The following is a 25,076-nucleotide window of genomic DNA, read 5'->3' as shown; positions in this document are numbered from 1 at the left end:
CTCTGCACCACCGGTTCCGGCTAGGCCACTCGGGACTCGGCCGGGGCGAGGAGGGTCGCGGCGAGCGAGGTGTCGTGCTCGGCCGCGCGGAAGCGCGGGTGGTCGAGCGCGTCGGCGAGGAAACCCGCTGTCGTCGCCACGCCGGCGCCCACGACGCGGGTCTCGGCGAGCGCGCGCCGCATCCGGGCGATGGCGCCGTCGCGGTCCGGCGCCCAGACGACGACCTTGGCCAGCAGCGAGTCGTACAGCGGCGGGATCCGGTAGCCGGCCCTCAGGTGGGTGTCGACGCGGACGAACGGGCCGCCGGGCAGGTCCAGTTCGGTGACGAGCCCCGGGGTGGGGCGGAAGTCCCGGGTGGGATCCTCGGCGTTCACCCGGCATTCGATCGCCACGCCGCGGGCGGTGACGGCGGACTGCGTGTAGCCGAGCTCCTCGCCCGCCGCGACCCGGAGCTGCTCCGCGACCAGGTCGAGGCCGGTGACCATCTCGGTGACCGGATGCTCGACCTGCAGCCGGCAGTTGACCTCCATGAAGTAGTAGGCCCCGCGCGCCGGGTCGTAGAGGAACTCCACGGTGCCGGCGCCGACGTAGCCGGCGGCGAGCACCGCGCGCACCGCCGCCTCCCCCAGCTCGGCGACGCCGTCGGGGTCCACCCCGGGCGCCGGGGACTCCTCGACGAGCTTCTGGTGGCGCCGCTGCAGCGAGCAGTCGCGGGCACCCAGGTGGACGCCGTTGCCATAGCTGTCGCACAGCACCTGGATCTCGACGTGGCGGGCGGATTCGAGGTAGCGCTCCAGGTAGAGCCGGCCGTCGCCGAACACCGCCAGCGCCGCCGCCCGGGTCTCGGCGTAGGCGGCGGGCAGGTCCGCGCGGTCGTGGACGACGCGCATGCCACGACCGCCGCCGCCGGCGACGGCCTTGAGGATCAGCGGGTAGCCGATGTCGCCGGCGAGCGCGAGGGCGGCGTCCGGGCCGTCGAGGGCATCGCGGCTGCCCGGCAGCAGCGGCAGGCCGGCGTCGCGCATGATCCCTCGGGCGACGGCCTTGTCCCCCAGTCGGGCCATGACGTCGGCCGGCGGCCCGATGAAGACGATCCCCTCGTCCTCGCAGACCTCGGCGAACTCCGGGTTCTCCGACAGGAAGCCGTAGCCCGGATGGATGGCCTCGGCGCCGCGGGTCCGGGCGGCCTCCACCACCGCCGGGATGTTGAGGTAGCTGCGCTTCGCCGGACCGGGGCCGACCTGCACCGACTCGTCGGCCAGCCGGACGGCCGCGGAGTCCCGGTCGGCGGCCGAGTGCGCGACGATCGTGCGGATGCCGAGCTCGCGGCAGGTACGCACGACCCGCAGCGCGATCTCGCCCCGGTTGGCCACCAGCACGCTCGTGAACATCAACGGCTCCCGTTCGGGGCCTGGTCCAGCGGCGCGAGCAGGAACAGCGGCTGCCCGTGCTCGATGGCGGTGGCGTCCTCCACGAGGATCCGCACGACCCGCCCGGCCCGCTCCGCCTCGATCGGGATCATCAGTTTCATCGCCTCGACGATCGCGACCTGCTGACCGGCCCGCACCGCGTCGCCCTCGGCGACGAACGGCGGCTTGCCGGGTTCCGGCGCGCGGTAGAACATGCCGACCGACGGGGAGCCCAGCGGGAACGTCCCGGCCTCCTCGGGCGCCGCCAGCTCACTGGGCTGCGCAGCCACGGCCGGGGCGGCGGGCACCGCCGCCTGGGCGGCAGGCACCGCCGCGGGTGCTGCCGGTGCCACGGGGGCGGAGGGCGCGGCCCAGCGGGTCCGCGCGGACGGGACCGGTGCTTCCACGAACCCCGCGCCCGTGCTCGTCCAGCCCATCTCGACGCTGACGTTGCCGGCCGACACGCGCACGTGGCTCGGCGCGACCCGTGCCCGCACGGCCAGCTCCAGCACGTGGGCGCCGAGCACCGCGACCACGGCGTCCACGGCCGGTGCGGGCACCCTGCCGTCGCCGTTGTCCAGGTCGACGTCGCCGGTCGTTCCCGTTACCTGGTCGATCGCCGTCGGGTCGATCGCCGTCGAGTCGGTCGTCATCGGGTGGCCTCCACGCTCCGGTCGGTCTGGGACTCGTGCGCGTCGTCGCTCGCTGCCGGTGCCGTCGCCGGTGCCGGAGTCGCGACGCCGAACTGGCGGAACCGGGCGCGTCGGCGCGTCACCAGGTTCATCTGGTCCAGCGGCAGCAGGTCGGCGAGCGCGCCGCGCAGCGCCTCCCGCAGGCGGGCGGCGGTTCCGGCCGGGTCGGCGTCGGCGCCGCCGTCGGGTTCGGGGATGACGCCGTCGACGACGCCGAGGCGCAGCAGCTCGCGGGCGTCGACCCGCAGGGCGGCGGCGGCGGTCGGCGCGGCCGCCGGGTTCTTCCAGAGGATTGCCGCGCAGCCCTCTGCGCTGATCACCGAGTAGACGGCGTTCGCGCACATCAGGACACGGTCGGCGAACGCCAGCGCGAGCGCGCCGCCGCTGCCGCCCTCGCCGGTGACGACGGCGACGACCGGCACGGGCAGACCGGCCATCAGCCGCAGGTTCTCGGCGATCGCGACGGCCTGGGCCTGCTCCTCCGCCTCGACGCCGGGGTAGGCACCGGCGGTGTCGATCAGGGTGATCACCGGCAGCCCGAGCTTGGCGGCCAGCCGCATCACCCGGGCGGACTTGCGGTAGCCGGCCGGGGTGGGCATCCCGAAGTTGCGGTAGCGCAGCTCGTCGGCGGTGTGACCCTTCTGGGTACCGAGGACGGCGACGGGCACCCCGTCGAGCCGGCCCAGGCCCGCGACCAGCGCCGGGCAGTCGGCCGACATCCGGTCGCCGCGCAGCTCGGTGAAGTCCTCAAGGATCATGGCGGCGTAGTCGAGGGTCGTCGGTCGGCCCAGCCGCCGGGCGGCGCGCACACTCTCCCAGGCGTCCCGCCGCGCGAGCTGCTCGGGGTCGGTGACGACCGCGCGGTCCGGGCGCCCCGCCTGGCGGGGGATGCCGTCGGCGCGCCGGCTGGACACCGACAGCAGCCGGGCCAGGTTCGCCCGCAGCTCGCGGCGGGGGCTGATGAGGTCGACGACGCCGTGGGTCAGCAGGAACTCGGCGGTCTGGAAGTCCTCGGGCAGGGTCTGGCGGATGGTCTGCTCGATGACCCGACGCCCGGCGAACCCGAGCCGCGCCCCCGGCTCGGCGATGATCACGTCGGCCAGCGTCGCGAAGGAGGCGGCCACGCCGCCGAAGGTCGGGTCGGTGATCAGCGAGACGGTCAGGATGCCGGCCTCGTCGAGCTGGCCGAGGGCCTGGCTGGTCTTGGCCATCTGCATCAGGGCGATCGCGCCCTCCTGCATCCGCGCCCCGCCGGAGGCGGTGACGGTCAGCAGGGGGGTGCGTTCGCGCAGGGCGAGCTCGGCCCCCCGGGTGAACACCTCGCCGACGGTGGCGCCGAGGCTGCCGCCGAGGAAGCGGAAGTCCATCACGACGACCACGACGGGGTTGCCGTCGATGGTGCCGCGCACGCACGCCGCCGCCTCGTCGAGACCGGTGCTCGCGCGGGCGTCGCGCAGCCGGTCGCGGTAGGGGCGGGTGTCGGTGAACTCCAGCGGGTCGCCGTCGATCGCCGGCACGTCGACCGGCCGCGCCGAGTCGGCGTCGAGGAGCAGGTCGAGACGCTGCTGGATGGTCATCGGGGCGTGCCAGGAGCAGTCGGCGCAGACCCGCCCCTCGCGGGCGAACCGCCGCTCGTAGAGCATCGTGCCGCAGCCACCGCAGAGCAGCCAGGACGATCCCGGGCTCCGCCGGGGGGTGGGCTCGATCGCTGTGGCCGTGATCCCGGTGGCCTCGATCCCGGTGGCCTCGATCGCGGTGGCCTCGATCGCTGTGGCCTCGAGCGTCATGATTGGCTGCCTCTCGTGACGGCTGGGTCGTTCTGCGGTGGGGCGGGCAGGTACGCCGCGGCGGCGGCGGGCAGGCGCAGCCCGGCCGCGCGCAGCGCCGCGACACGGTCGGCGTAGGCCGCCCCCCGCATCAGGTGACCGGCCAGGTCGGCGACCCGGCGGTTGCCCACCTGGGCCAGGTAGGTGCCGGCGACCCAGCCGTTGAAGGCGCCCATCGCCGGCCCGCACCACACCTGGTAGTCGGGGGCGCGCTCGGCGTCCCCGGCGATGCTCCATCCCGAGGAACGCCCCAGGTACCAGCGGAACACCAGCGCCATCCGTCGCCGGGGGTCGTCGGCGGCGCGGGTGATCTGGTCCGGGTCGCGTTCGGAGAAGTACCGCACGCAGTCCTGCCAGACGTCGTCGAGCGAGCGGCGGAACACCCGGGTCTCCAGGGTGGCCCGGACGTCGCCGGGCAGCGCGTCGACGCCGTCGTAGGTGCGGTAGAGCTCGTAGAGCTGACGCGCCCGGCCGGGGAACAGGGTGCCGCGGCGCAGCACCTGGACCTCCACGCCGAGCTCGAACATGTCCGCCGACGGTGCCATCACCGTGTCCGCGACGCCGGTCGCGGCCAGCAGCCGCTTCGTGGTGTCGGACTGGTCGGCCTCGACGGAGCTCTGGTTGATCGAGCCGGTGACGACGTAGGCGGCGCCGAGGGCGAACGCCGCCGCCGCGGCGGCCGGCGTGCCGATGCCCCCGGCCGCGCCGACCCGCACGGGCGCGGCGTAGCCCTGTTCGCGCCGGATCCGCTCGGCGAGCGCGAGCAGCTCCGGCAGCAGCACCAGCAGCGGCCGGCGGTCGGTGTGGCCGCCGGAGTCCGCCTCGGCGGTGAGGTCGTCGGCGAGCGGCACCTCGCGGGCGAGCTCGGCCTGCTCGGCGGTGACGTCGCCGGTCTCGACAAGCCGGCGGACCAGCTCGGGCGGCGCCGGGCGCAGGAACCGCTCGGCGACCTCGGCGCGCGACACCTTGCCGATCACCCGGTGGGCGGCCTCGACCCGGCCGGACCGGTCGCGGCGCAGGCCGGCGAGCCGGTAGCGGACGAGCTGCGCGGTGGGCTCGACGAACGCCGACGCCTCGACGCACCCCACCCGGTGCCGCAGGCAGGCGTCGACGATGGCCGCCTCCAGCGCCGCCTCGCTCGGGCTGTGGATGAGGTTGCAGGCGAAGGGGCTGGCGGGCGCGTCCCGGCCGATCGCGGCGAGCGCGGCGTCGACGCGGGCCGGCAGCACCCCGGCGGCGCCGAACGAGGCGAGGTAGCCCTCGCGGGCGAGCGCGGCGACCATGCTCGCCGAGGCGATGCCGTTGGCCATCGCCCCGGCCATGTAGGCGTAGCGAACGCCGTGGGCGCGGCGGAACTCCGGGTCGCCGAGCGCGTGCGCCGGACGCGGCCCGACGGCGGCGAGCACCTGGCCGCCGCCGGCCACGACCCGGCCCACCTGTGTCGCGTCGGTGCTCGTGCGGACCTGCTGGCCGTCGCGCAGGACGTAGCAGGCCAGGTCGAGGGCGAGCAGGTCGCGCTGCACCTGCGCCAGACCGTCGCCCGCGTCGGCCGGCGGCGGTGCCGCGTGCCGGCTCGCCTCGGTGGTCGTGGGCGTCACCATGAGGCGGCTCCGTCCGTGCGCAGTTCGACGGCGACGTCGATGAGTTCGTAGATGCGCAACCCCGGCTTCCAGACGCTCGCGTCGGCGGTGACGCGGACCCGGCCGGGGGCGCGTCGCACCTCCTTGAGGTGCACCTCCAGGCGGGTCTCCCCGTCCGTCGGCAGGAACTGCCCCCGGTACTTCCACGTGAACGGTGCGTCCACCGGCAGCACGAAGGCCGGGTCGACCAGGCCCTCGGCGTGCGGCGAGTCGAGCAGCCACTCCTGCATCGCCTGGATCACCGTCTCCACTCCGAGGGAGCCGGGGATGACCGGGTCGAGGTGGAAATGGCGGGCGAAGAACCAGTCGTTCGGGTCGATCGGGCGCACGGCGTGCAGGTAGCCCTGGCCGTAGCGGCCGCCGCCGTCGACGACGTCGAGGGTGTCCAGCAGGGCGAGGTGGTCACGGGCGACCAGGGGCGCGCCCGGGTCGGCGCGGCGGGCGGCGACGTCGAGGGTGCGGGTCGCCGGCCGCGGCGAGGTCGCCTCCAGCCAGGTCGGCACCGACCGGCCGGCGTCCAGGCCGGTCTGGTTGGCGAGTGCGGCGTCGCTGAAGTAGCCGAACATCGTCTCGCCCTCGTAGAACGGCTCGCCGTCGACGGACAGGGTGTAGGCGAAGCTCTGCAGCGACGAGCCGGGCATGTCGGTGGTGGACAGCAGCGTCGAGTGCTGGCGGATGGTGGCGTCGCGCAGGTCCACCTCGCGCAGCACGCGCGCGGTCCCGCCGAGGTTGCGCAGGCTCACCGAGGCCGCCGGGTCACCGAGCGTCGCCCCCAGGTAGTAGCCGATCATGAGCGCCGCCTGCAGCGACGTCTCCATGTAGACGCAGTTCGGCATCGAGGCGTTCGCCGTGTCGGCGAAGTACCAGGAGTCCGCGGGCGCGTCGTACTCGGTGACGTGCCAGGCGCCGCCGGCCAGCGACGCCGGATCGCCGCGGGTGCCGTGGACCTCCAGCACCCGGTCGACGAGCAGCAGGCCGCCCGACGGCAGCCGGGTGGCCTTGCGGCCGGTGTAGCCGGCGAACTCCGGGCCCAGAGCGATCTCCTGGTCGCCGCGGCAGAAGTGGGCCATGTGGAACTCGCTGAGCATCGCCCGGTCGCCGAAGCGGTTCTTGCGGCCGAGCCAGACCGGCGTCGTCCCGCCCGGCCCGGGTCCTACCGGTCGGCCGGCGCCCTCGCGCAGGCCGACGGTGACGTCGGTGACGCGGGCGAGCACCTGGTCGCCGCCGACCGCGCGGATCTCGGCGTCGGCGCGCAGCGCGGGCCGCGGCACCAGATCGACGTCGGTCACCTCGAGGACCAGTTCGAGCTCGCCCGAGCCGATGCCGCCCGGGTCGACCTGCAGGCCGGGTGCGGCGCCGTCGACGAAGTGGGCGTCGAGCAGAACCAGGTGCAGGCCGACGTACACCGCGAACAGGCGGGCGGCCTGAGCCGCGGCCTCGACCAGGCCCTCGCCGTGCGGCGCGGGGCCGACGAGCCGGGCACGGACCAGGCCCCGCCCGGGGCGTCCGCCGCGCAGCTCGATCGCGTCGACGGCGGCCAGCAGCAGCCCGCCGTCGGCGGCGAGGCGCACCGAGCGGTCGTGGCCGTCCTGGTCGTAGGGCGGGCCGAGGACGTCGGCGATGGCGCCCCGGGCCAACCGGTCGAGGTCGGCGGCGCCCAACGTCCGCACGGCGCTGCGGGCCAACGGCTTGAACGACGCCTCGGTCGTCACCCGGGGCCACACCGGGGCCGGGGGCAGTCCGACGGGCACCGCTGGGACCGGCGGAAGGGCGCCGGCCGCCGGAAGGGCAGGGGCCGCCGGGAGGGCAGGGGCCGCCGGGAGGGCGGCGCGCCCGACCGGACGTGCCGGGCCGCCGTCGAGCCCGGCCAGCACGCGCAGCTGCAGGACGGCCTGGGCCCGCAGGGCACTCGCATGCGCCGCGGCGGTCGTCGCCCGCAGGTGCCGGATCAGCTCGGTGGGGTTGGTCCTGGTGGGGTTGGTCTCGGTGGGGTTGATCTCGGTGGAGCTGGTGTCGGCGGGGGACGGGGCGGTCGGGGACGGAGGCGGGGAAGCGGGAACCGGGGCGGGTGCGGCGAAGGCCAGCGGGTCGAACGCTTCGCCGACGAAGTCGAGGCGCTGGGCCTGGTCGACCACGGTCATGACGGGACGTCCTCGTTGTCGGTCGGGGTGGGGTCCGCGGTCGGGGTGGGGTCCGCGACGGGGGTCTGCTGCCAGGCCTGGACGGCCTCGGCGAACTTTGCGGCCATGCCGGGCGTCGCGGCGACCGTGACGTCGGCGAACCGCACCAGGACGGCGCCGTCCGGGGTGCAGGCGGTGGCGGTCACGGTCGCCGTGCCACCGCCGGCGTCCACCCGCGCCCCGTCCAGTACGAGGACGAAGGGCGCGGCGTCGGGCAGGGGATGGAAGTACTCGGCGCGGCCGATACCCAGCGGCAGGCAGGCCTGGCCGAGCAGGGCCCTGCCGAGCACCGGCGGTCCCTGCAGGAGCACGTCGGCGAGGACCGGGCTGTGCAGCGCGCCCCCGAACGCGGCGCGCAGGTCCTGGTCGTCGTCGAGCTGGCATTCGAGGACCAGCCGGTCGGCGCCGCGGGCCAGCACCCGGCGCATGCCCTGCAGGCGCGGGGCGTGGAACTGGGTGCCCTCGGTGTAGATGGCCAGGGCGTCGGGCGGGCCCTCCCCCAGCCGGTAGCCGGGCCAGCCGGGTACCGCGGGGCCGGGTCGGACCGGACTCGGTTCGGCGGCGGCGAGCACGAACGTCGCCGCGTAGTGCGACACGGGCAGCCGGCCGGAGCCGTCGGCGCGGACCGCGACGCGGACCAGCAGCCGGCCCGCGTCACCCGGGACCGCGGGCTCCGCCTCGACCCGCGCGCCGTCGGGTGACGCGCCGTCGAACACGATGCCCTTGTGCACCGCGAAGTCGCGGACCTCGACGACGCGGCGGCCCGGGTGGGACCGTTCGACGATATTGATCATCCAGCCGAGGCCGAACGTCGCCGGGAGCACCCGATGCGCACCGATGCGGTGGGCGGCGATGACGGGGTGGTCGACGATCGGGGTGAGCGGCCGGCGGGCACGCACGGCCGGCCCGCCGGCCGCAGTCGGGTCCGCCAGGGAGCGGCCCGGCCCGACGAGCACGCACACCTCCCCGGCGCGGTCGGGGCGGAACGCGTCGGCGAAGGCGCGGGCACCCGCGTCGGGGGCCAGCAGCTCGACGCCGCGCGCCTGGAACAGCTCCCGCAGGGCGGGGGTCACCATGCCGCCGTCCCAGGCGCCCCAGTCGATGGCGGTGACGTGCCAGTCGGGACGGTCGTGGCGCATCGCCGCGGCCACCCGGCACAGGGCCTCGTTGGCGGCGGCGTAGTCGGCCTGGCCGGGATTGCCGTACAGCCCGGCGACGGAGGTGAACAGGATGAGGTGACGCAGCGGGGCGCCGTCGAGGGCGTCGAGCAGTGCCCGCAGCCCGGTCAGCTTCGGCGCGAACACCCGGGCCACGTCCGCTGCGGTCTTGGCGGGCAGCAGCGCGTCGGCGAGTACCCCGGCACCGTGCACCACCCCGGTGACCTGCCCGCGCACCTCGGCGAGGGCGGCGCGCAGGGCATCGGCGTCGGTCACGTCGACCGCCACGTACTCGGCGCGCCCGCCGGTGGCCGCGATCGCCGCCACCGTCGCGCGGATCTCGCGCTGGGCCAGCAGCCCCTGGTAGATGCGTTCCACCTCGCGTGGGGTGGGGCGGGTACCGTCCGCCCGCAGCCTGGCGATCACGGCGGTCTTGAGCCCGTCGTCGGCGACGCCGGCGGCCCAGTCGGGCTCGTCGGCCAGGGCCGACCGGCCGAGCAGCACGAAGCGGGCGGGGGCGCGCTCGGCGAGGGCGCGCACGCACAGCGCCGTGACGCCGCGGGCCCCACCGGAGACGATGAGGACGTCGTCCGCGCCGACGGTGACCATCTCCGCAGCACCATCGGAGGCGCCGTCGGTGGCGGTGCCGGAGGCGGTGGCGCCGAGGTTCGCGTCGGCCGGGTCTGCCGCCGCGAGGGGGTCGAACAGGCCGGGGATGACGGTCCGGCGCACCGAGGCGGCGTCGATGCCGACCTCGGGGGTGTCTCGGGCGACGTCGTGGAGCTCGGCGTCGAGCAGCTCGGCGACGGTCTCCCCGGCGAGGCCCGGCGCGATGTCGACGGCCCGGCAGAACAGCTCCGGAGTCTCGGCGGCGAGCGTCTTGACGACCCCGCCGACCCCGCCGAGCAGGGACGCGGCCGCGCCGGCCGTGCCATGGTGCCCCAGCCCGCCGTCGAGGCGGGTGAGAGTGACGAACGCGGCGCGGGAGCCGCCCGCGGCGGTCGCCGACAGCGACAGGTGGGCGTGCCGGGCGACCAGGACGGTCTCCGCGAGCACGGCCACGGAATGCTCCCAGTCGGCGTCGTCCCGGTCGGCGTCGTCCCGGTCGGCGCGCGGGGTCAGGACCGTCAGGGCGAGATCTGTCCGCCCCTCGAACGCGGCGGCCAGGGTCCGCTCGACGTCGTCGGAGGTCGGCACGGCCGGGCCGCCGGGGGTGGCGGCGTCGAGGTCGGCCTCTCGCACGGTCCACCCCCGCGTCCGCAGGCCGTCGAGGATCGGTCCCGCACCCGGGTCGCCGCGATGGACGACGACGGCCACCGGGGACTCGGCGTACGGGCGGTCGAGCCGGTCGACTCCGGGCAGGGTCACCAGCCGAACGGTCCGGCGCGGCGCCCCGGCCGGCTCACCGGCTTTTGGGTCGACACCACCTGCCTCCGGGCCGCCGGACGCGGCTGGTGATCCGGATGATCCGGGCGGCGCGGCGGCGACGAAGTCGGCGATCTGGTCCAACGTCCGCAGCTCCGCAAGCTGCTCCGGACCCACCGTCGGCGACTGCGGGAACCGCTCCCGCAACGCCCCCAACACCTGCACCCGCTTGATCGAATCAACCCCGAGATCGGCCTCCAGATCCATCCCGGTATCGATCATGTCCGCCGCATAGCCCGTCTTCTCCGCCACCACCTCGACCAACGCACCCCGCACCGCCTCACGATCAAGGACGCCGGTGCCGGTACCGGCGCCAGATGCCCCGGCCGTCGGGACGGCCGACGGTTCCGCGGAACCGCCCGGCGCCGCCGCTACTGAGGCCGCCGCTACCGCAGCCGCAGCCGGGGTCGGCGAACCTGCCCCGGCGGCGACGAAGTCGGCGATCTGGTCCAACGTCCGCAGCTCCGCAAGCTGCTCCGGACCCACCGTCGGCGACTGCGGGAACCGCTCCCGCAACGCCCCCAACACCTGCACCCGCTTGATCGAATCAACCCCGAGATCGGCCTCCAGATCCATCCCGGTATCGATCATGTCCGCCGCATAGCCCGTCTTCTCCGCCACCACCTCGACCAACGCACCCCGCACCGCCTCACGATCAACGGCGCCACCGGCGTCAGGTCTGGCGGCCGCGACGATCGAGGCCGGTTCCGCGGAACCGCCCGGCGCACCGGCCGCGACGAAGTCGGCGATCTGGTCCAACGTCCGCAGCTCCGCAAGCTGCTCCGGACCCACCGTCGGCGACTGCGGGAACCGCTCCCGCAACGCCCCCAACACCTGCACCCGCTTGATCGAATCAACCCCGAGATCGGCCTCCAGATCCATCCCGGTATCGATCATGTCCGCCGCATAGCCCGTCTTCTCCGCCACCACCTCGACCAACGCACCCCGCACCGCCTCACGATCAAGGACGCCGGTGCCGGAAGCGTCCGGCGTGGCCGGCTGGGCCGGTATCGGGAGGGGCGCAGGAGCAGGGGCCGCAGTGGCGAGCGGCGACGGAGCATGGACCGGGGGCGCCGTGGGGATGGGCGCCGCGGCGATGGGGGCCGTGGGGAACGGGGCCGTGGGGATGGGGGCTGCAGCGATCGGGGCCACGGTCAGCGCCGCCCGGGTCGTCGGGAACTCGCGGGGAGCGACCGGTGCTGCGCTGGACGAGGCCGGGCTGAGTGAGGCCGGCAGGGCGGGTCGGGGTCCGCCGCCCTGCGCAGGGGCGCCGGGGTCGGCCGTCGCCAGTTCGAGCGCGGCGAGCTGAGCGAGCACCTCGTTGGCACGGGTGTGGGTCTGGCCGATGGCGACGCTCTGGCCGGCCACGGTGGCGACCGCGTCGGTGAACCGCTCGTCGGTCTGGCCGCGGCGCTGGTACTCCTGCAGCGCGCCGACGAGACGGTTGGCCACGTCGAGCTGGCTGTCCAGGTAGACGGCGTGCAGGCTGACCTGCTGAGCGAGGATGTCCGCACTGGCGGACAGGCCGGCTCCCCCGTCGGCCGGGAGGGGTCCCGGGTGATGGGCCGCCACCGGCTCGGGCAGGTAGCCGGCGCCGTTGCGGCCCGCGCCGCCGGTACCGGCGCCGTTGATCCCCGCGCCGTTGACTCCAGCGCCGTTCACGGGTGCGTGCTCGAGCGGGCCGGCGTCGGTCAGGCTGTGGTGCGCGCCGGCACCGTTCACGCCGGCACCATGAGTCCCGGCGCCGTTGATGCCGGCACCGTTGAGGCCGGCACCGTTGATGCCGGCACCGTCCACACCTGCGCCGTTCACCCCAGCGCCTGTCAGCTCGGCGCCGGTCGCGCCGGTGGGGACGTGTTCCACCGTGGTCACCTCGGACGTGGACTCGGCCCGGGGGGCGGGCAGGGCGGGCGCGGCGGGGGCGCCCGCGGCGGTGATGCGGTAGCCGTCGTCGAGGGCCGCGGCGTAGGCCGCCCGGCGCGCGGGCGGGGTGTACTCGGGCGCGGACAGGGTCACCGTCGGGCCCTTGGCGGGGATCGCCTCGAACGGGTCGGCCTGGTGGCGGTTGATGCCGGCGAGCTCGACGCCGAGCACGGCGAGCTGGACGGCGGCCTGCTTCAGCGCGACGTCGGAGTTGCCGAGAGGGCCGGCGTCGGTGGGGATCGCCACCACGTCGGCGTCGGGGAGGATCTGGCGGACGAGCCGGGTCAGCACCTGCTTCGGGCCGAACTCGACGAAGACGTCGCAGCCGGCGGCGTGCGCGGCGCGGACCGCGTCGACGAACTCCACCGGCTCGAGGAGCTGGCGGGCGAGCACGGCGGCGTTGGCGGCGGCGTCCGCGCCGTAGGTCGCGCCGCGGGTGTTGGAGTAGACGGCGGCGGCCGGCTCGCCGATCCCGACCGTGCTCAGCGCCGCGGCGAAGCGATCGACGGCGTGGGCGACGTAGCGGGTGTGGAAGGCGGCGGACACCGGCAGCGGGCGGGCGTCGAGGCCCTCGTCGGCGCAGCGGCGGACGAAGGCGGCGACCGCCTCGGTCGGCCCGCCGACGACGACCTGCTCCGGGGCGTTGTGGTTGCAGATGACGAGGTCGGGGTGCTCGGCCAGCATCGCCGTGACTCGGTCGCGGTCGGCGGGGACGGCGGCCATGGTGCCCCGGTCGCCGCCGGCGTCGCCCGCGGGGGGCGCCATGGCGAGGCCACGCTCGCGGGCGAGACGGAAGTAGCCGGCGGCGTCGAGGGCACCGGCGGCGTGCAGCGCGGTGAGCTCACCGAAGCTGTGGCCCAGGTAGCCGGCCGGTCGCAGGCCGAGGTCGCGCAGGTAGCGCAGCTGGCCGACCGAGAGCGCGCCGATCGCCGGCTGAGCGTGTTCGGTGGCGCGCAGGGCGGTCTCCTGCCCCTGGCGCAGCTCGGCCTCGAACACCGGCGGCGGGAACACGATCGGCGCGAGGCGCCGCTCGGCGCCGTCGAACGCGGCGTTGGCCTCGTCGAAGGCGGCGCCGACCGGCGGGACACCGATCGCGGCGTCGAGACCCATGTCGAGGTACTGGCTGCCCTGCCCGGCGAACAGGCCGGCCACGGTGACGCCTCGCCGGGCCGTGCGGCGGAAGTGCACGCCGCGGGGATGCGACCACTCGGTCGCGTCCGGGGCCCGCTCGAGCTGGGCGAGCGCCAGCGCGCGCAGCTCCTCGACGCCCTCGTCGTCGACGGCGACGAAGCCGACGCGGGCGGCGTCGGCCGGAATCGGCCCGTCGCCGCCGGGTGCGCCCGAGCGCAGCAGTTCCACCAGCGCGGCGACGTCCGGGGCGTGCCACAGGTGGGCGCGGGCCGTGCGGTGCAGCACCTGCACGGCCGAGCGGTCGCCCGAGTATTCCTCGAGGACCACGTGGAAGTTCGTCCCGCCGAAGCCCATCGCGGACGCCGCGGCCCGGCGCGCCGGGCGGTGCGGGTCGCGGATCCACGGCCGGTTCGCGACGTTGACGTAGAAGGGGGCGTCGGTGAAGTCGACGGCGCTGTTCGGCCGCTCGACGTTGATCGTCGGCGGCAGCACCTTGTGGTAGAGGCCGAGGGCGAGCTTGATCAGGCTGGCGGTGCCGGCGGCGCCCTTGGTGTGCCCGATCTGGGACTTGACGCTGCCCAGCGCCGCGTAGTTGCGCTCGTCACCGGCGTCGCGCAGCAGGCCGCCGAGCGCGGTGAGCTCCGTGCGGTCGCCGACCGCGGTGCCGGTGGCGTGGGCCTCGAACAGTTCCACCGACGCCGGCGAGCAGTCCGCGTCGTGGTAGGCACGGTCCAGCGCCACGCGCTGCCCCTCGGCGCGGGGAGCGTAGATGCTCTTGGACCGGCCGTCGCTGGACGAGCCGATCCCACGGATCACGGCGTAGATGCGGTTGCCGTCGCGACGGGCGTCGGCGAGGCGGCGCAGCGCCAGCATGCCGATGCCCTCGCCGAGCAGGGTGCCGTCGGCGTCGTCGGAGAAGGGGCTGATCGTGCCGCTCTTGGACAGCGCCTGGACCTTCGAGAAGCACATGTAGATGAAGATCGTGTTCTCGGTGTCGACGCCGCCGGTGATCATCGTGTCGGCGCGGCCGTCGACCAGCTCCGCCACGGCGAGGCGGACCGCGGACAGCGACGCCGCGCAGGCCGCGTCGACCGTCGTGTTCATCCCACCGAGGCCGAGCCGGTTGGCGACCCGGCCGGCCACCACGTTCGCGAGCAGACCCGGGAAGGAGTTCTCCTCCCAGGGTGCGTAGGCCTCCACGTACTTGCGGCTGATCGCGTCGGCGTCGGCCTCGCTCAGCCCGCAGCTGCGCACCGCCGCGCGCAGCACCGGCGTGGACAGCCGGGCCGCGAGCGGGTGCATGAGCGGGACCGGGCCGGTCGTGCCGAGCACGACGCCGGTGCGGCCCGAGTCGTACCAGTCCGCGTCCACCCCCGCGGCGTCGCGGGCGCCGGCGTCGCGCAGCAGGTCACGGGCGACGCCGAGGCTGAGGGTCTGCATCGTGCTGGTGACCTCGAGCTGGTTCGGCGGCAGGCCGAACTCCAGCGGGCTGAACTCGACGTCCGGGATGAAGGCGCCGCGCCGCGAGTAGGTCTTGTCCGGCGAGGCGGGGTCGCTGTCGTAGTAGTCGTTCAGATCCCACCGCGAGGAGGGCACCTCGGTCGTGCAGTCCACGCCGTCGACGACGTTCTGCCAGTACTCGCGGTGGTTGCGGGCCATCGGGAACAGGCCCGACATGCCGACAATCGCGATCGGGGTCCGGGCGAGCCGACGGTCGTCGAAACCGTCGGGCTCGGACGGGCTCAGGGGGAGCGCTGGCTGGGTCACGATCTTCCCTTCTCTGCCGGGCGACGCCGGCGGGCGGTGCGGCTCAGGCAGCCGTCAGCCAGGACGTGCGCTCGACGAGGTCCGCCATCTGCTCGGCGAACAGGCGATGTCCCTCGGCGTTCGGGTGCAGGCCGTCGGGGCTCCACAGCCGCCGCCCGGCCCAGTCGGCGTGGACGGCGATGTCCAGGCGCAGCGTCCCGGTCGCCGCGCACACCTCGGCGAGGACGGTGTTCGCAAACACGAACCGTTCGCGCAGCAGGCCGCGGAACTCCTCCGGCAGCGGCAGGTTCGCGGGGATGTCGGGGTAGCTGGCGGTGAACACCGTGGTGTCCAGGCCCGCCAGCGACCGGAAGATCGTGTCGAGGTTGCGGGCGAACCGGTCGGGGTCGAAGTCCTGGACGAGGTCGTTGACGCCGACCACCACGCCGATCAGCGGCGACTTGCGGGCCAGGGCCGGGCGCAACTGCCGGTCGACGACCTGTTGCGTGGTCGTCTGGTAGGCGCCGAGGTTGCGGACCTCGCGGGCGGGCACGCCCATCCGGCGGGCGAACCGGCTGGCCCAGCCGATGTAGGAACCGTCGGCGGCGACGTCACCGCGACCCTCGACGAAGCTGTCGCCGAGGGCCGTGAACCTGACTGCGGGCATCTGCGGGCCCTTCCCTTTCGTGCCTTTCGTGGCGGTCGGCGCGCAGGTGGCGCGCGGCAGAACGGCGGCTGTCAGGATCGGGTGACAATCCTTCGGTCGGCCGGCATGTTGACGTCCTCGTAGAGCCGCTCGAGGTTCGCCGGGGCGAAGAACTCCTCGCCGGGAATTCCGCCGGCGATGAGGCCGAAGAACTTCGTCGTGTATTCCGGGCTCATGCTGGTGGCGCGGAACACGGAGTCGTAGTAGGGGGTGAGGCTGAGTTCCGCGAGGCTGCAGGTGAGTTCGAAGGTGCCGTTGCTCTCGGCGTCACGGATCTTCGTGTACTCCTCGACCGCCTCGTCGGTCGGGCGCGAACCGGAGAGGCCCTCGTGCAGCTTCTCGGCGAGCACCTCGGAGTACTTCAGCGCGTCGGTGATACCCCAGCCGGTGAACGGGTCCTTGTGGTATCCGGCGTCGCCGACGAGCGCCCAGCCGGGGCCGGCGGAACGGCGGTAGAAGTTGTCCGGGTAGGCCATGGCGCGGAAGTTCTCCGCCCGCTTTCCGTTGGCGCGCAGGTCCTCGCCGAGTTCGGGCACGACCTGGTCGATGATCTCGTGGAAGCTGCCCTCGACGTCCGCCCGGAACTCCCGCATCCGCTCCTTGCGGCGCATGACGGCGACGAGGTGCTGACCGTGGTGCGTCGGCCACGCGCCGAGCTGCTGCTGACCGAAGCCGGTGCGGTGCTGGAAGGTCCAGTCCAGCCCGTCGTAGTACGAGTAGTACACGAAGCACGCCGCGGGGACGGACCGGTAGATCTCGGCCCCGACCAGGCCCGCCACGGTGGAGTTGCGGCCGTCGGCACCGACGACGAACCGGGCGGTGAACTCGCGTTCCGGGCCGTCGCCGATCCGTCCGCGCACGCCGGCGGCGCGCCCGTCGGCGAAGATCACGTCGGTGACGGTGAAGCCCTCGACGACCTCGGCACCGGCCTTGCGCGCCTCGTCGACGAGGATCTCGTCGAGGATCGTCCGGCGCGGGGAATACACCTCGGTGATTCCGTCGATCGGGTCCGCGAAACCCTCGAGAAAGATGTCCGTGTAGGAGAACGTCAGGTGCCGCATCGCCGGCGGCTCGGTGGCGACGAGACGGTCCAGAATGCCCCAGTCCTGAAGTCGGGACAGACCGGCCTGATGAATGTAGTGCGTGGAGACGGTGTCACTCGGAAAAGTGGCGCGGTCCACCACGAGCACCTTGTGCCCGCGCCGGGCCAGCAGCATCGCCAGAGGCGATCCGGCGCAGCGTGCGCCCACCACGATGACGTCGTACATGGATTTGTCCTCCCGGTTGTAGGCCGCCGGCGGCCGCCCGGCGGCCGGCAGCGCAGCGTGCGGGCCGGCTACCTTGTCATGGTGCTGACAGGTCAGATCGCTGGTCAACGGACCGGCCGACATCTCATCGGCCGATAAGGCCACTCAATCGAGTGGTGCAGATCACTGGTAAAGAAAGGCGATCGCCTCGGTGAATTCCCGTTCGATGATCGCGCGGCGAAGCTTCATGGAAGGTGTGAGATGTCCGCGTTCGACGGTGAAGTCGCCGTCGAGCACGCGGAACTTTCGGATCGACTCGGCCCGGGAGACGAGGCTGTTGGCGTCGTCGACGGCGAGCTGGAGCTCGGCGAGCAGCCGGGGGTGCTCCCGCCAGTCCTGCCCACCGTCGAGCGGTACGCCGTTCGCCTCCGCCCAGACGGCCAGCGGCGCCGGATCCACGGTGATCAGCGCCGAGACGAACGGGCGGGCCTCCCCGACGACCATGCAGTTGCTGACCAGCCGGTGCAGCCGGACCCGGTCCTCCAGCGGCGTCGGCGCGACGTTCTTGCCGCTGTTGGTCACCAGGATCTCCTTGCGGCGCCCGGTGATGACCAGGTAGCCGTCGGGGTCGAGGTGGCCGACGTCGCCGGTGTGCAGCCAGCGGTCCTCTCCCGGCCCGGTGGCGTCGCGGCCGACGGCGCGCTCACCGGCCGACCAGTAGCCGGGCGAGACGTTGGCGCCCTGGACGAGCACCTCCCCGTCGTCGGCGATCGCGACCGTCGTTCCCGGGATCGGCCGTCCGACGGTCCCGCGCCGGTTGGTGGCCGGGGCGTTCACCGTGACCGCCGTGGCGGCCTCGGTCAGGCCGTAGCAGTTCAGCACGGTGACGCCCGCGCTGGCGAAGAACGCCGCGGTGGTGTCGTCGAGCGAGGCGCCGCCGCAGATCACCTGGGTCAGCCGACCGCCGAACGCCGCGGAGACGTCGTCGGAGGGCAGGTCCCGGACCCGCTTGCGGATCTTCTCCAGCGCGTACGGCACGAGGGCCAGGAACGTCGGGCGGATCCGCGTCATCGCTGGCAGCAGCTCGGGAATCCCGGGGAGCAGGACGGTGCGCGTCCCCGCGTAGAGGCAGGCGAACAAGATCGTCTGGCCGAACACGTGCGACAGCGGCAGGCACAGCGCCGTCGTGGCCTGCGCCGGGGCCAGCGTGCCGTCCTGGGCGCCGTCCTGGGCGCCCCGGGGTCCATCCTGGGGGGCGGTCCGGAACAGCTCGCCGGTCTGCTCCACCGTGCCCGCCGAGGAGGCGAACATGTTGCGGTGGGTGAGCATGCAGCCCTTCGGCAGGCCCGTGGTGCCACTGGTGTAGATGATCATTGCCAGGTCGTCGGCGCGGACCTTGCCGGACCGCTGGACGAACTCCTCGTCGAGCGCGGCGCGGCGCGCCCCGGCGTCGGCGTCGGCGTCGGCGTCGGCCGCAGCATCGGTCGAGCCCGCCGCCGCGGCCACCCAGTCGTCGACCTGCCCCAGGCGCCACGCCGGGCGGCGCAGCTCGGCGGCGCCGGCCTCGCTGACCTGCCGCACCTGCTCGTCGGTCTCGGCGAACGCCCACGCGGCGCCGGAATCGGTCAGGACGTGGCGGACCTGCACCTGCGAGGCCGTCGGGTACACGGGGACGATCACCGCGCCGACGCCGAGGGCGGCGACGCTCAGCAGCACCCAGTGGTAGCCGGTGCGCCCCATGACGGCGACCCGGTCGCCGTGCGCGACCCCGAGGGCCAGCAGCTCGGCCGCCACCGCCCGGGCCTGCTCGGCGAACTCGCCGCTGCTGATCTCGTGGATCGCCTCGCCGGGAAGGTCGGTACGGCCCAGCAGGGGCCGCTCGGGGTGCGCCTGGGCGCCCCGGTCGACCACGGACCAGAGGCCCTGGTCGTCCGGCAGGACGGGACCGCCGGCCGAGGTGGATTTCTGCACTCGTCATCACCTTTCCGCGTGGCGCGGACGCAGCCATCCGCACTCCTGAAGTGCGTTTCAGCTTTTCACGCCCGAGTCTCGGATTATTCCGAGAACGCGGCAAGGCGCTTTCCCTGAATGAACGGTCGGCCTTTCCTATCGCCTCACTCTTGATTCGGCACGTCCGTATGCTGGAACCTGGAACGGCCGGGCGGCCTCGATACAGTCGACAAAGATGTCCACCAGCGGCGCCGAGTTCGCCGCCCGCCAGACCACGTAGAGGTCCAGGGTGGGGACCGGGTCGTAGAGCTGGACGGCGGCCGGCCGCGGGCCCCCGACCGCGGAGCCGATGTGCAGCCCGCGCGACGCCGAGGCGAACCCGACCAGCGGTTTCACCGACACGACGATCGCTGTCGCACTCGGGTCGTCCACCTCGTGGGCGACCGACAGGGTGATGCCGCTGGCCTCGGCGGCCGCCTGGATCGCGTCGTACATCGCCGGGCTCTTCTCCCGGGCGAACAGGACGCACTGTTGGCGGGCAAGTTCCCCGAAGGGAATGCCACCGCGACCCGCCCACGTGTGCCCATGGCCGACGACCGCGACGAGCGGCACCCGGAAAAGCCGCCGGGAGCGGAACTCGGGCGAGGTCGGACGGCCGTAGACGATGGCGATGTCGAGATCGCCGGCGGCGAGCGCGGAAAGCTGTGGACCGGTGCGCTGCTCGACCAGCGTGACGCTGACGTCGGGGTAGTCGGCCGACATCTTCGTGAGTGCGGCCGGGACGACGTGCTGGCCGCCGGGGAAGTTGTACCCGACGCTCACCACCCCGGTCCGGCCGGCCGCGACCTCGCGGGCGGTGTGGGTGGCCTTGCGCATCTGCGAGATGATGGCCCGCGCCTCGGCCTCGAAGGCCTTTCCGGCGGCGGTGAGCCGGACATCATGGGACGTCCGGGCCACCAGCTCGACACCGAGACTTCGTTCCAGTCGTTGTAGTTGTTGACTCAGGGATGGCTGCGAAAGATGTAGTCGAGCGGCAGCGCGGCCGAAATGCAGCTCGTCCGCGATAGCAAGGAATGACACCAGGTGCCGCAACTCCATTGCCACCTCCACAGGGGCGTCGAGCGCAAGCCTAACGGTGCCAGATAACCTCTGGTGAACCGCACCTTCCCGCCGCACGTCACCGGAGTGTCGGACGCCTGACAAGCGGCGTGAGCCCCGTCACACCCGGCTGGGCGGCGCTGCGGGTCTCAGCCGTCGATCCGCACCGGCAGTTCGGCGATGCCCCGCACGACGAGGTTGGGACGGTAGGGCGGCGGGTCGACCAGCGGCGTCAGCCGGGGAGCGCGCCGCGCCAACGTCCGCAGCAGCAGCTCCATCTCCAGGCGCACCATCGGCGCGCCGATGCAGTAGTGGTGCCCGCGGCCGAAGGCGAGGTGGCGGGGCACCGCGGCGCCGCCCGCGTACCGGGCGAGGTCGAGCCGCTCGGGGTCGGCGTAGCGCCCGGCGTCGCGGTTCGCCGACGCGAGCAGGATGATCACCCCGTCGCCGGCGGCGAACTGCTCACCGAGCACCTCGACGTCGCGGGTGGCGACCCGGGTCGTGAGGTGCGAGGGGGTGCAGTAGCGCATCAGCTCGTCCACGGCCGGCGCCGCCAGATCCGGCCGCGCCCGCAGCGCCGCGTACTGGTCGGGGTGACGCATCAGCATCAGGAACGTGCTGGAGATCAGGCTCACCGTCGTCTCGTGGCCGGCGACGAGCAGTACCACCAGGGTCGAGAGCATCTCGTCGGCGGTCAGCCGATCGCCCTCCGCCTCCGCCAGGGCCAGCGCGCTGACAAGGTCGTCGGCCGGGTCGGCACGGCGGCGGGCGACGAGATCGGTGAAGTACTCCCGGAACGCCGCCGCGGACTCGCGCCGCAGGTCGATCTCGGCCTGGGACAGCAGGACGTCGGGGTCCAGGCCGCGGGCGAGCCCGAAGGACATCGACCGCACCGCCGCGTGGTCGGCCACCGGCACGCCCATCAGCTCGGCGATCATCGTCAGCGGCAGCGGGTAGGCGATCGCCTCGACCAGGTCGACCTCGCCCGCGGCGATCGCGGCGTCGACGAGCCCGCCCGCGACCTCGGTGACCCGCGCGCGCAGCGCCTCGATCCGCCGCGCGCTGAACGCCTTGCCGACGAGCCGGCGGATCCGGGTGTGGTCCGGCGGTTCCATCCACAGAAACGACGTCGGCAGGTCCGAGCCGTCGCTGTCGGGATGCATGATCGCGCCTTCCTCGGCGTGGCTCCACGCCGAGTCGGCCAGGATCGCCTCGACCTCCCGGTAGCGGGTCACCAGCCGCAGGCCCAGCGGGCCGGGCGCGAACGGGCCGGCCTCGCGCAGAACCTGGTAGTTCGGGAACGTGTCGTGATGCCAGGCGGGGTCGAAGATGTTCAGCGCCGCCTGGTCGACGGTGAGAGCCGCCGGCGGGGTCAGGGCCGTCGCGGGACCGGCGGCCAGGACGGAGGACGTGTCGGTGCCGAGGTCCACGGCGGGCTCCTGGAGTGGGGGCGGGCGGTTGGGCACCGCGCTACCGCGGCGCGGGGGTCGGGTCCGTCGCGCGGCAGGCCCGCACGAAGCTGGCCAGTTCGTCGACGCGGTCGGACGGCGCGTCCACCGCGCGGCGCACGACCCGGACGAGGTGCTCGTAGGCCTCGGTGTGGTCGTAGTGGGCGGTGTCGGCGATCCGCAGCGCCCAGCGCCAGTAGCCGCGCAGCGTGTCCGCCAGCGGCATCCGGAACTGCGCGATGGCCTCCCTGATCGGTTCGACGACGGCGTCGCCGTAGCGGCGCAGGTAGAGGTCGACCATGTCGGCCATGAACGTGAAGTGGCGGGCCTCGTCGCGGCTGAGTCGGCCCAGCACCTCGGCGAGCACCGGGTCGCCGACGACGGCCCGCAGGTTCTGGTAGTAGATCTGGGTGGCCTTCTCCTGCACGAGCGTGTAGGCGAACAGCGCGGCCGGATGCTCGTGGGGCAGCGCGAACTGCTTGCGCCCCTCCTCGGCGAGCTCGCGGCGCAGCGCCGCCGGCTGCGCGATGCCCGACTCCACCTGGTAGCGGAACAGGGCGCGGGCGTGGCTGTCCTCCTCCTGCGCCCAGCGCACCGTGAAGTGGTAGATCTCGCGGTTGAGCAGGAACGTCTCGACGTCGACGTCGCTGTCGAGCGGGAACCGGCTGCCGTAGAGGGCGAAGTAGCCCGGCAGGTGGTCCTCGATGAACGTGATGAACCGGACGGCGGAACGTTGCCCCTCGGTGAGCCGGTCGGCGTCGGCCGCCGCCCAGTCGAAGGCGGTCTCGACGTCCCACCGGCGGGTCACCGGGGAGGCGGTCATGAAGGCGGTGACCGCCCGGTCGAGGTCCTCGGCGGGCAGCCCGACCGACCGGGCCGGGATTGTCGGGATCGTCGTGGCGCTCGGGGTGGACGGCTCGGTCGTGGTCGTCATCGTTCCTCCGGTCAGCGTTCCTCCGGTCAGCGGGCGTTGCGGCAGACCAGCGCGTAGTGCTTGGTCGTGAAGCCCCATCCGGCGTTCGCGACCTCCAGGTAGCGGGTCAGCTCCGCCGCCGTGCCCGGGCGCAGGTCGTCGATCGCCGCCGCGCCGGCGGCGACGCGGGCCAGCCAGTCGTCGATCGTGCGGCGGTAGTCGTCGGTGAGGTCGTCGACGCTCGTCACCGAGAAGCCGGCGTCCTCGACGGCGCGGACGAGTTCCGACAGCGGCCGCATGTCGCCCCAGCCGAAGATGGAGTTGCGGACGAACTCGGTGCCGGCGCGGCGATCGAACTCGTCGCGCGCCGCGGCGTTGCGAAAGCAGCTCTCCGACACGTAGAAGTGGCCGCCGCGGCGCAGCATGGACCGGGCGCGACGCACCGCCCCGTCGACGTCGGGCATGTGGACGATCGAGCCGAGCATGGTGACCGCGTCGAACGAGCGCGCCGGGAGCTCGACGTCGGCGAACTTCCCGACACGGGTGGAGACGAGGTCGGTCAGGCCCAGCTCCGCGGCGCGGCCTGCGATGAACTCGTGCTGGCGTCCGGCCGGGCTGACCCCGGTGACCTCGGCGCGGTACTCCCGCGCCATGAACAGGATCAGCGACCCCCAGCCGCAGCCGACGTCGAGCAGCCGCTGCCCGGGGGCCAGCCGCAGCCGGTCGGCGACGAAGTGCAGCTTGGCGATCTGCGCCTCGGCGAGGGTGAGCCCGGGGCGCCGGTAGAGCCCGGAGGAGTACTTGCGCAGCGGGTCGAGGAAAAGCCCGAAGATCTCCGGGTCGAGGTCGTAGTGCTGGTTGGTCTCGCCCGCGGGCGTGGGCGCGGGCGTGGCGGCGGCGAGCTCGACGGAGGTGGTCATGCCGCCTTCACCTGCAGCGCCGTGCCGACGACCGCGGCCAGCTCGGAGACGGAAGAGACGGTGAAGACATCCTCGTCGTCCAGCTCGACGTCCCAGGTCTGCTCGACCCTGGCGACGACCCGCAGCAGCCGGACGGAGTCGGCGCCCTCGATGGCCCGCAGGTCGGTGTCGGCGGCAAGGGACTCGGCGGGCACGGCGAGCTCCCGGGCGACGATCTCGGTGATCTGCCGGAGGATGTCGGCGTCGGTGGTCACGGGGTCTCCTCAGCGGGGACGGGGACGTCCGCGGTGGCGGACGGCCCCGGGACGGTGGACAGCGCCGGAGCAGGGGACATCGCCGGAGCAGGGGACATCGCCGGAGCAGGGGACATCGCCGGAGCAGGGGACATCGCCTGGTGGAGGCGGTCGGCCTCGGAGTTGGTCAGGGCGATGCGGTCCCGGGCGGTGCCGAAGGGGACGTTGCGGTAGGTCGCGGACGCGGTGACGACCGGGACGCCGTCGGCGTCGACGATCTCCGCGGTCGCGCCGATCAGGGGCGAACCGGCGTCCGCGCCGGCGGTGAGGCGGGCCACGCAGGTGTAGCCGTGCCCGGTGGCGACCGGGGCGAGGTAGCGCATCCGCATGCTGACGGTGAAGGCCACCAGCCCGGTGCGCACGACGATGAGGTTGCCCATCGTCTCGTCGCAGACGACGCCGAGCAGCCCGCCGTGGACGACCCCCGGGTACGACTCGTAGCTGCGGCCGAGTTCGAAGACGGCCTGCAGGCCCTCGGGATGCTCGTCGAACTCCAGCGCGAGGCCGTGGGGGTTGTGCGGCGAGCAGCCGAAGCAGCGGTAGTCGGCCAGGACCGCCCAGGGCAGCTCGGGGGCGGTCATGCCAGCGCCTCGGCGAGGCGGCGGCGGACGCGGCCGTTGGTGCTCAGGTCCAGCCCGGTCAGGGCGGCGAAGGCCCGGCGGATGTTGTCCTGGAGCCGGTCGAGTTCGCCCTCGGTGGCGATGCCCGCGAGGAACAGGTCGAACGCGGTGTCGATGGTCTCGTGGTCGGCGACCTCGGCCAGCCCGCTCTTGAACACCCCGACCGGATGCTTGATCCGCGCCTCGGAGGTGTAGACGTACAGCGTCTCCAGCACCGAGGGCAGCTCGCCGGGATGCGCCGCCAGCCGCCTGCGCGCGTAGTGCAGGAACTCGCGGGCGTGTCCGGCCTCGTCCCGGCTGGCGCGCAGCATCAGCGAGCGCAGGACCGGCTCGTCGACCCAGGCCGCCACGGACCGGTAGACGTGGTTCACCGTCAACTCGGAGATGATGTTCGTGGCGAGCGTCGCGCTCGGCGTGGTGCCCGGCGCGTAGGGGGCGCGCATCGCCTCGACGGGGGCGGCGGGCATCGTCACGCCGACCGCGTCCAGCCAGGTCCGGAACGCGAAGTGGTGCTGCAGCTCCTCGTAGCCCCAGACGGCCACGAAGGTCGAGAAGTCGTAGTCGTCGAACTCGTTGAGGAAGCCGTGCTGGGCGGCGATCGAGTTCGCCTCCCCCATCACCGAGCTCTTGACCATCGTGACGTACTCGGGCCGCACGCGGTCGCGGTCGATGTCGTCGAACGGCAGCTCGGCGAGGGTCCAGCGCTTCTGCTCGTAGTGGCGGAAGACGTCGTAGCCGTGCATGGCGGGCCT

The 25,076-nt window shown here is 73.8% G+C and carries 16 protein-coding genes; all 16 read right to left on the bottom strand.

Annotated elements, in window-relative coordinates; translation table 11 throughout:
* Nucleotides 1–20 precede the first annotated feature (20 nt).
* The 16 genes from FRAAL_RS13975 to FRAAL_RS13900 all read right to left on the bottom strand — a co-directional run bounded on the left by FRAAL_RS13975 (nucleotide 21) and on the right by FRAAL_RS13900 (nucleotide 25,067).
* Complete coding sequence (locus tag FRAAL_RS13975; RefSeq protein ID WP_041939303.1) at nucleotides 21–1,391, bottom strand: acetyl-CoA carboxylase biotin carboxylase subunit; 1,371 nt, start codon at nucleotides 1,389–1,391, stop codon at nucleotides 21–23.
* On the bottom strand, nucleotides 1,391–2,062 hold the full coding sequence (locus FRAAL_RS13970) for an acetyl-CoA carboxylase biotin carboxyl carrier protein (protein WP_011604346.1): 672 nt from the start codon (nucleotides 2,060–2,062) through the stop codon (nucleotides 1,391–1,393). The genes FRAAL_RS13975 and FRAAL_RS13970 overlap by 1 nt, the downstream gene beginning before the upstream one ends.
* Nucleotides 2,059–3,888, bottom strand: a complete 1,830-nt coding sequence (gene accD, locus FRAAL_RS13965; RefSeq protein ID WP_011604345.1) for an acetyl-CoA carboxylase, carboxyltransferase subunit beta — start codon at nucleotides 3,886–3,888, stop codon at nucleotides 2,059–2,061. The genes FRAAL_RS13970 and accD overlap by 4 nt, the downstream gene beginning before the upstream one ends.
* Nucleotides 3,885–5,528: a PfaD family polyunsaturated fatty acid/polyketide biosynthesis protein gene (locus FRAAL_RS13960; RefSeq protein WP_041939302.1), complete on the bottom strand. Its 1,644-nt coding sequence runs from the start codon at nucleotides 5,526–5,528 to the stop codon at nucleotides 3,885–3,887. The genes accD and FRAAL_RS13960 overlap by 4 nt, the downstream gene beginning before the upstream one ends.
* Nucleotides 5,522–7,708, bottom strand: a complete 2,187-nt coding sequence (locus tag FRAAL_RS13955; protein WP_041939301.1) for a hotdog family protein — start codon at nucleotides 7,706–7,708, stop codon at nucleotides 5,522–5,524. Before FRAAL_RS13955 ends, FRAAL_RS13960 begins: the two co-directional genes overlap by 7 nt.
* The gene (locus FRAAL_RS34925) at nucleotides 7,705–15,150 is read right to left on the bottom strand and encodes a type I polyketide synthase (protein ID WP_011604342.1); all 7,446 of its coding nucleotides are present in this window, start codon (nucleotides 15,148–15,150) and stop codon (nucleotides 7,705–7,707) included. The genes FRAAL_RS13955 and FRAAL_RS34925 overlap by 4 nt, the downstream gene beginning before the upstream one ends.
* A gap of 43 nt (nucleotides 15,151–15,193) precedes the next feature.
* Nucleotides 15,194–15,796 (bottom strand): SGNH/GDSL hydrolase family protein, encoded by a 603-nt coding sequence (locus FRAAL_RS13945; protein ID WP_011604341.1) that lies wholly within the window; start codon nucleotides 15,794–15,796, stop codon nucleotides 15,194–15,196.
* 71 nt (nucleotides 15,797–15,867) lie between these two features.
* On the bottom strand, nucleotides 15,868–17,103 hold the full coding sequence (locus FRAAL_RS13940) for an NAD(P)/FAD-dependent oxidoreductase (protein WP_011604340.1): 1,236 nt from the start codon (nucleotides 17,101–17,103) through the stop codon (nucleotides 15,868–15,870).
* Between the two features lie 162 nt (nucleotides 17,104–17,265).
* Complete coding sequence (locus FRAAL_RS13935) at nucleotides 17,266–19,053, bottom strand: AMP-dependent synthetase/ligase (RefSeq protein ID WP_011604339.1); 1,788 nt, start codon at nucleotides 19,051–19,053, stop codon at nucleotides 17,266–17,268.
* 135 nt (nucleotides 19,054–19,188) lie between these two features.
* Entirely contained in the window at nucleotides 19,189–20,130 is a 942-nt protein-coding gene (locus FRAAL_RS13930; RefSeq protein ID WP_041939300.1) for a LysR family transcriptional regulator, read from the bottom strand.
* A gap of 149 nt (nucleotides 20,131–20,279) precedes the next feature.
* A complete protein-coding gene (locus FRAAL_RS13925) occupies nucleotides 20,280–21,560 on the bottom strand; it encodes a cytochrome P450 (RefSeq protein WP_231861644.1) in 1,281 nt (426 codons plus the stop codon).
* A gap of 40 nt (nucleotides 21,561–21,600) precedes the next feature.
* Entirely contained in the window at nucleotides 21,601–22,512 is a 912-nt protein-coding gene (locus tag FRAAL_RS13920; RefSeq protein ID WP_011604336.1) for an acyl-ACP desaturase, read from the bottom strand.
* A gap of 26 nt (nucleotides 22,513–22,538) precedes the next feature.
* Complete coding sequence (locus tag FRAAL_RS13915; RefSeq protein ID WP_011604335.1) at nucleotides 22,539–23,411, bottom strand: SAM-dependent methyltransferase; 873 nt, start codon at nucleotides 23,409–23,411, stop codon at nucleotides 22,539–22,541.
* Nucleotides 23,408–23,665, bottom strand: coding sequence for an acyl carrier protein (locus tag FRAAL_RS13910; RefSeq protein WP_011604334.1), 258 nt, complete (start codon nucleotides 23,663–23,665; stop codon nucleotides 23,408–23,410). Before FRAAL_RS13910 ends, FRAAL_RS13915 begins: the two co-directional genes overlap by 4 nt.
* Nucleotides 23,662–24,285 carry a PaaI family thioesterase gene (locus FRAAL_RS13905; protein WP_011604333.1) on the bottom strand — a complete coding sequence of 208 codons (624 nt, stop codon included), beginning with the start codon at nucleotides 24,283–24,285 and terminating at the stop codon, nucleotides 23,662–23,664. The genes FRAAL_RS13910 and FRAAL_RS13905 overlap by 4 nt, the downstream gene beginning before the upstream one ends.
* A complete protein-coding gene (locus tag FRAAL_RS13900; RefSeq protein WP_041939299.1) occupies nucleotides 24,282–25,067 on the bottom strand; it encodes a ferritin-like domain-containing protein in 786 nt (261 codons plus the stop codon). Before FRAAL_RS13900 ends, FRAAL_RS13905 begins: the two co-directional genes overlap by 4 nt.
* Nucleotides 25,068–25,076 lie beyond the last annotated feature (9 nt).

Source organism: Frankia alni ACN14a (assembly GCF_000058485.1).
GTDB classification, from domain to species: Bacteria; Actinomycetota; Actinomycetes; order Frankiales; family Frankiaceae; genus Frankia; species Frankia alni.
This window is presented reverse-complemented; position numbering and strand designations above follow the sequence as displayed.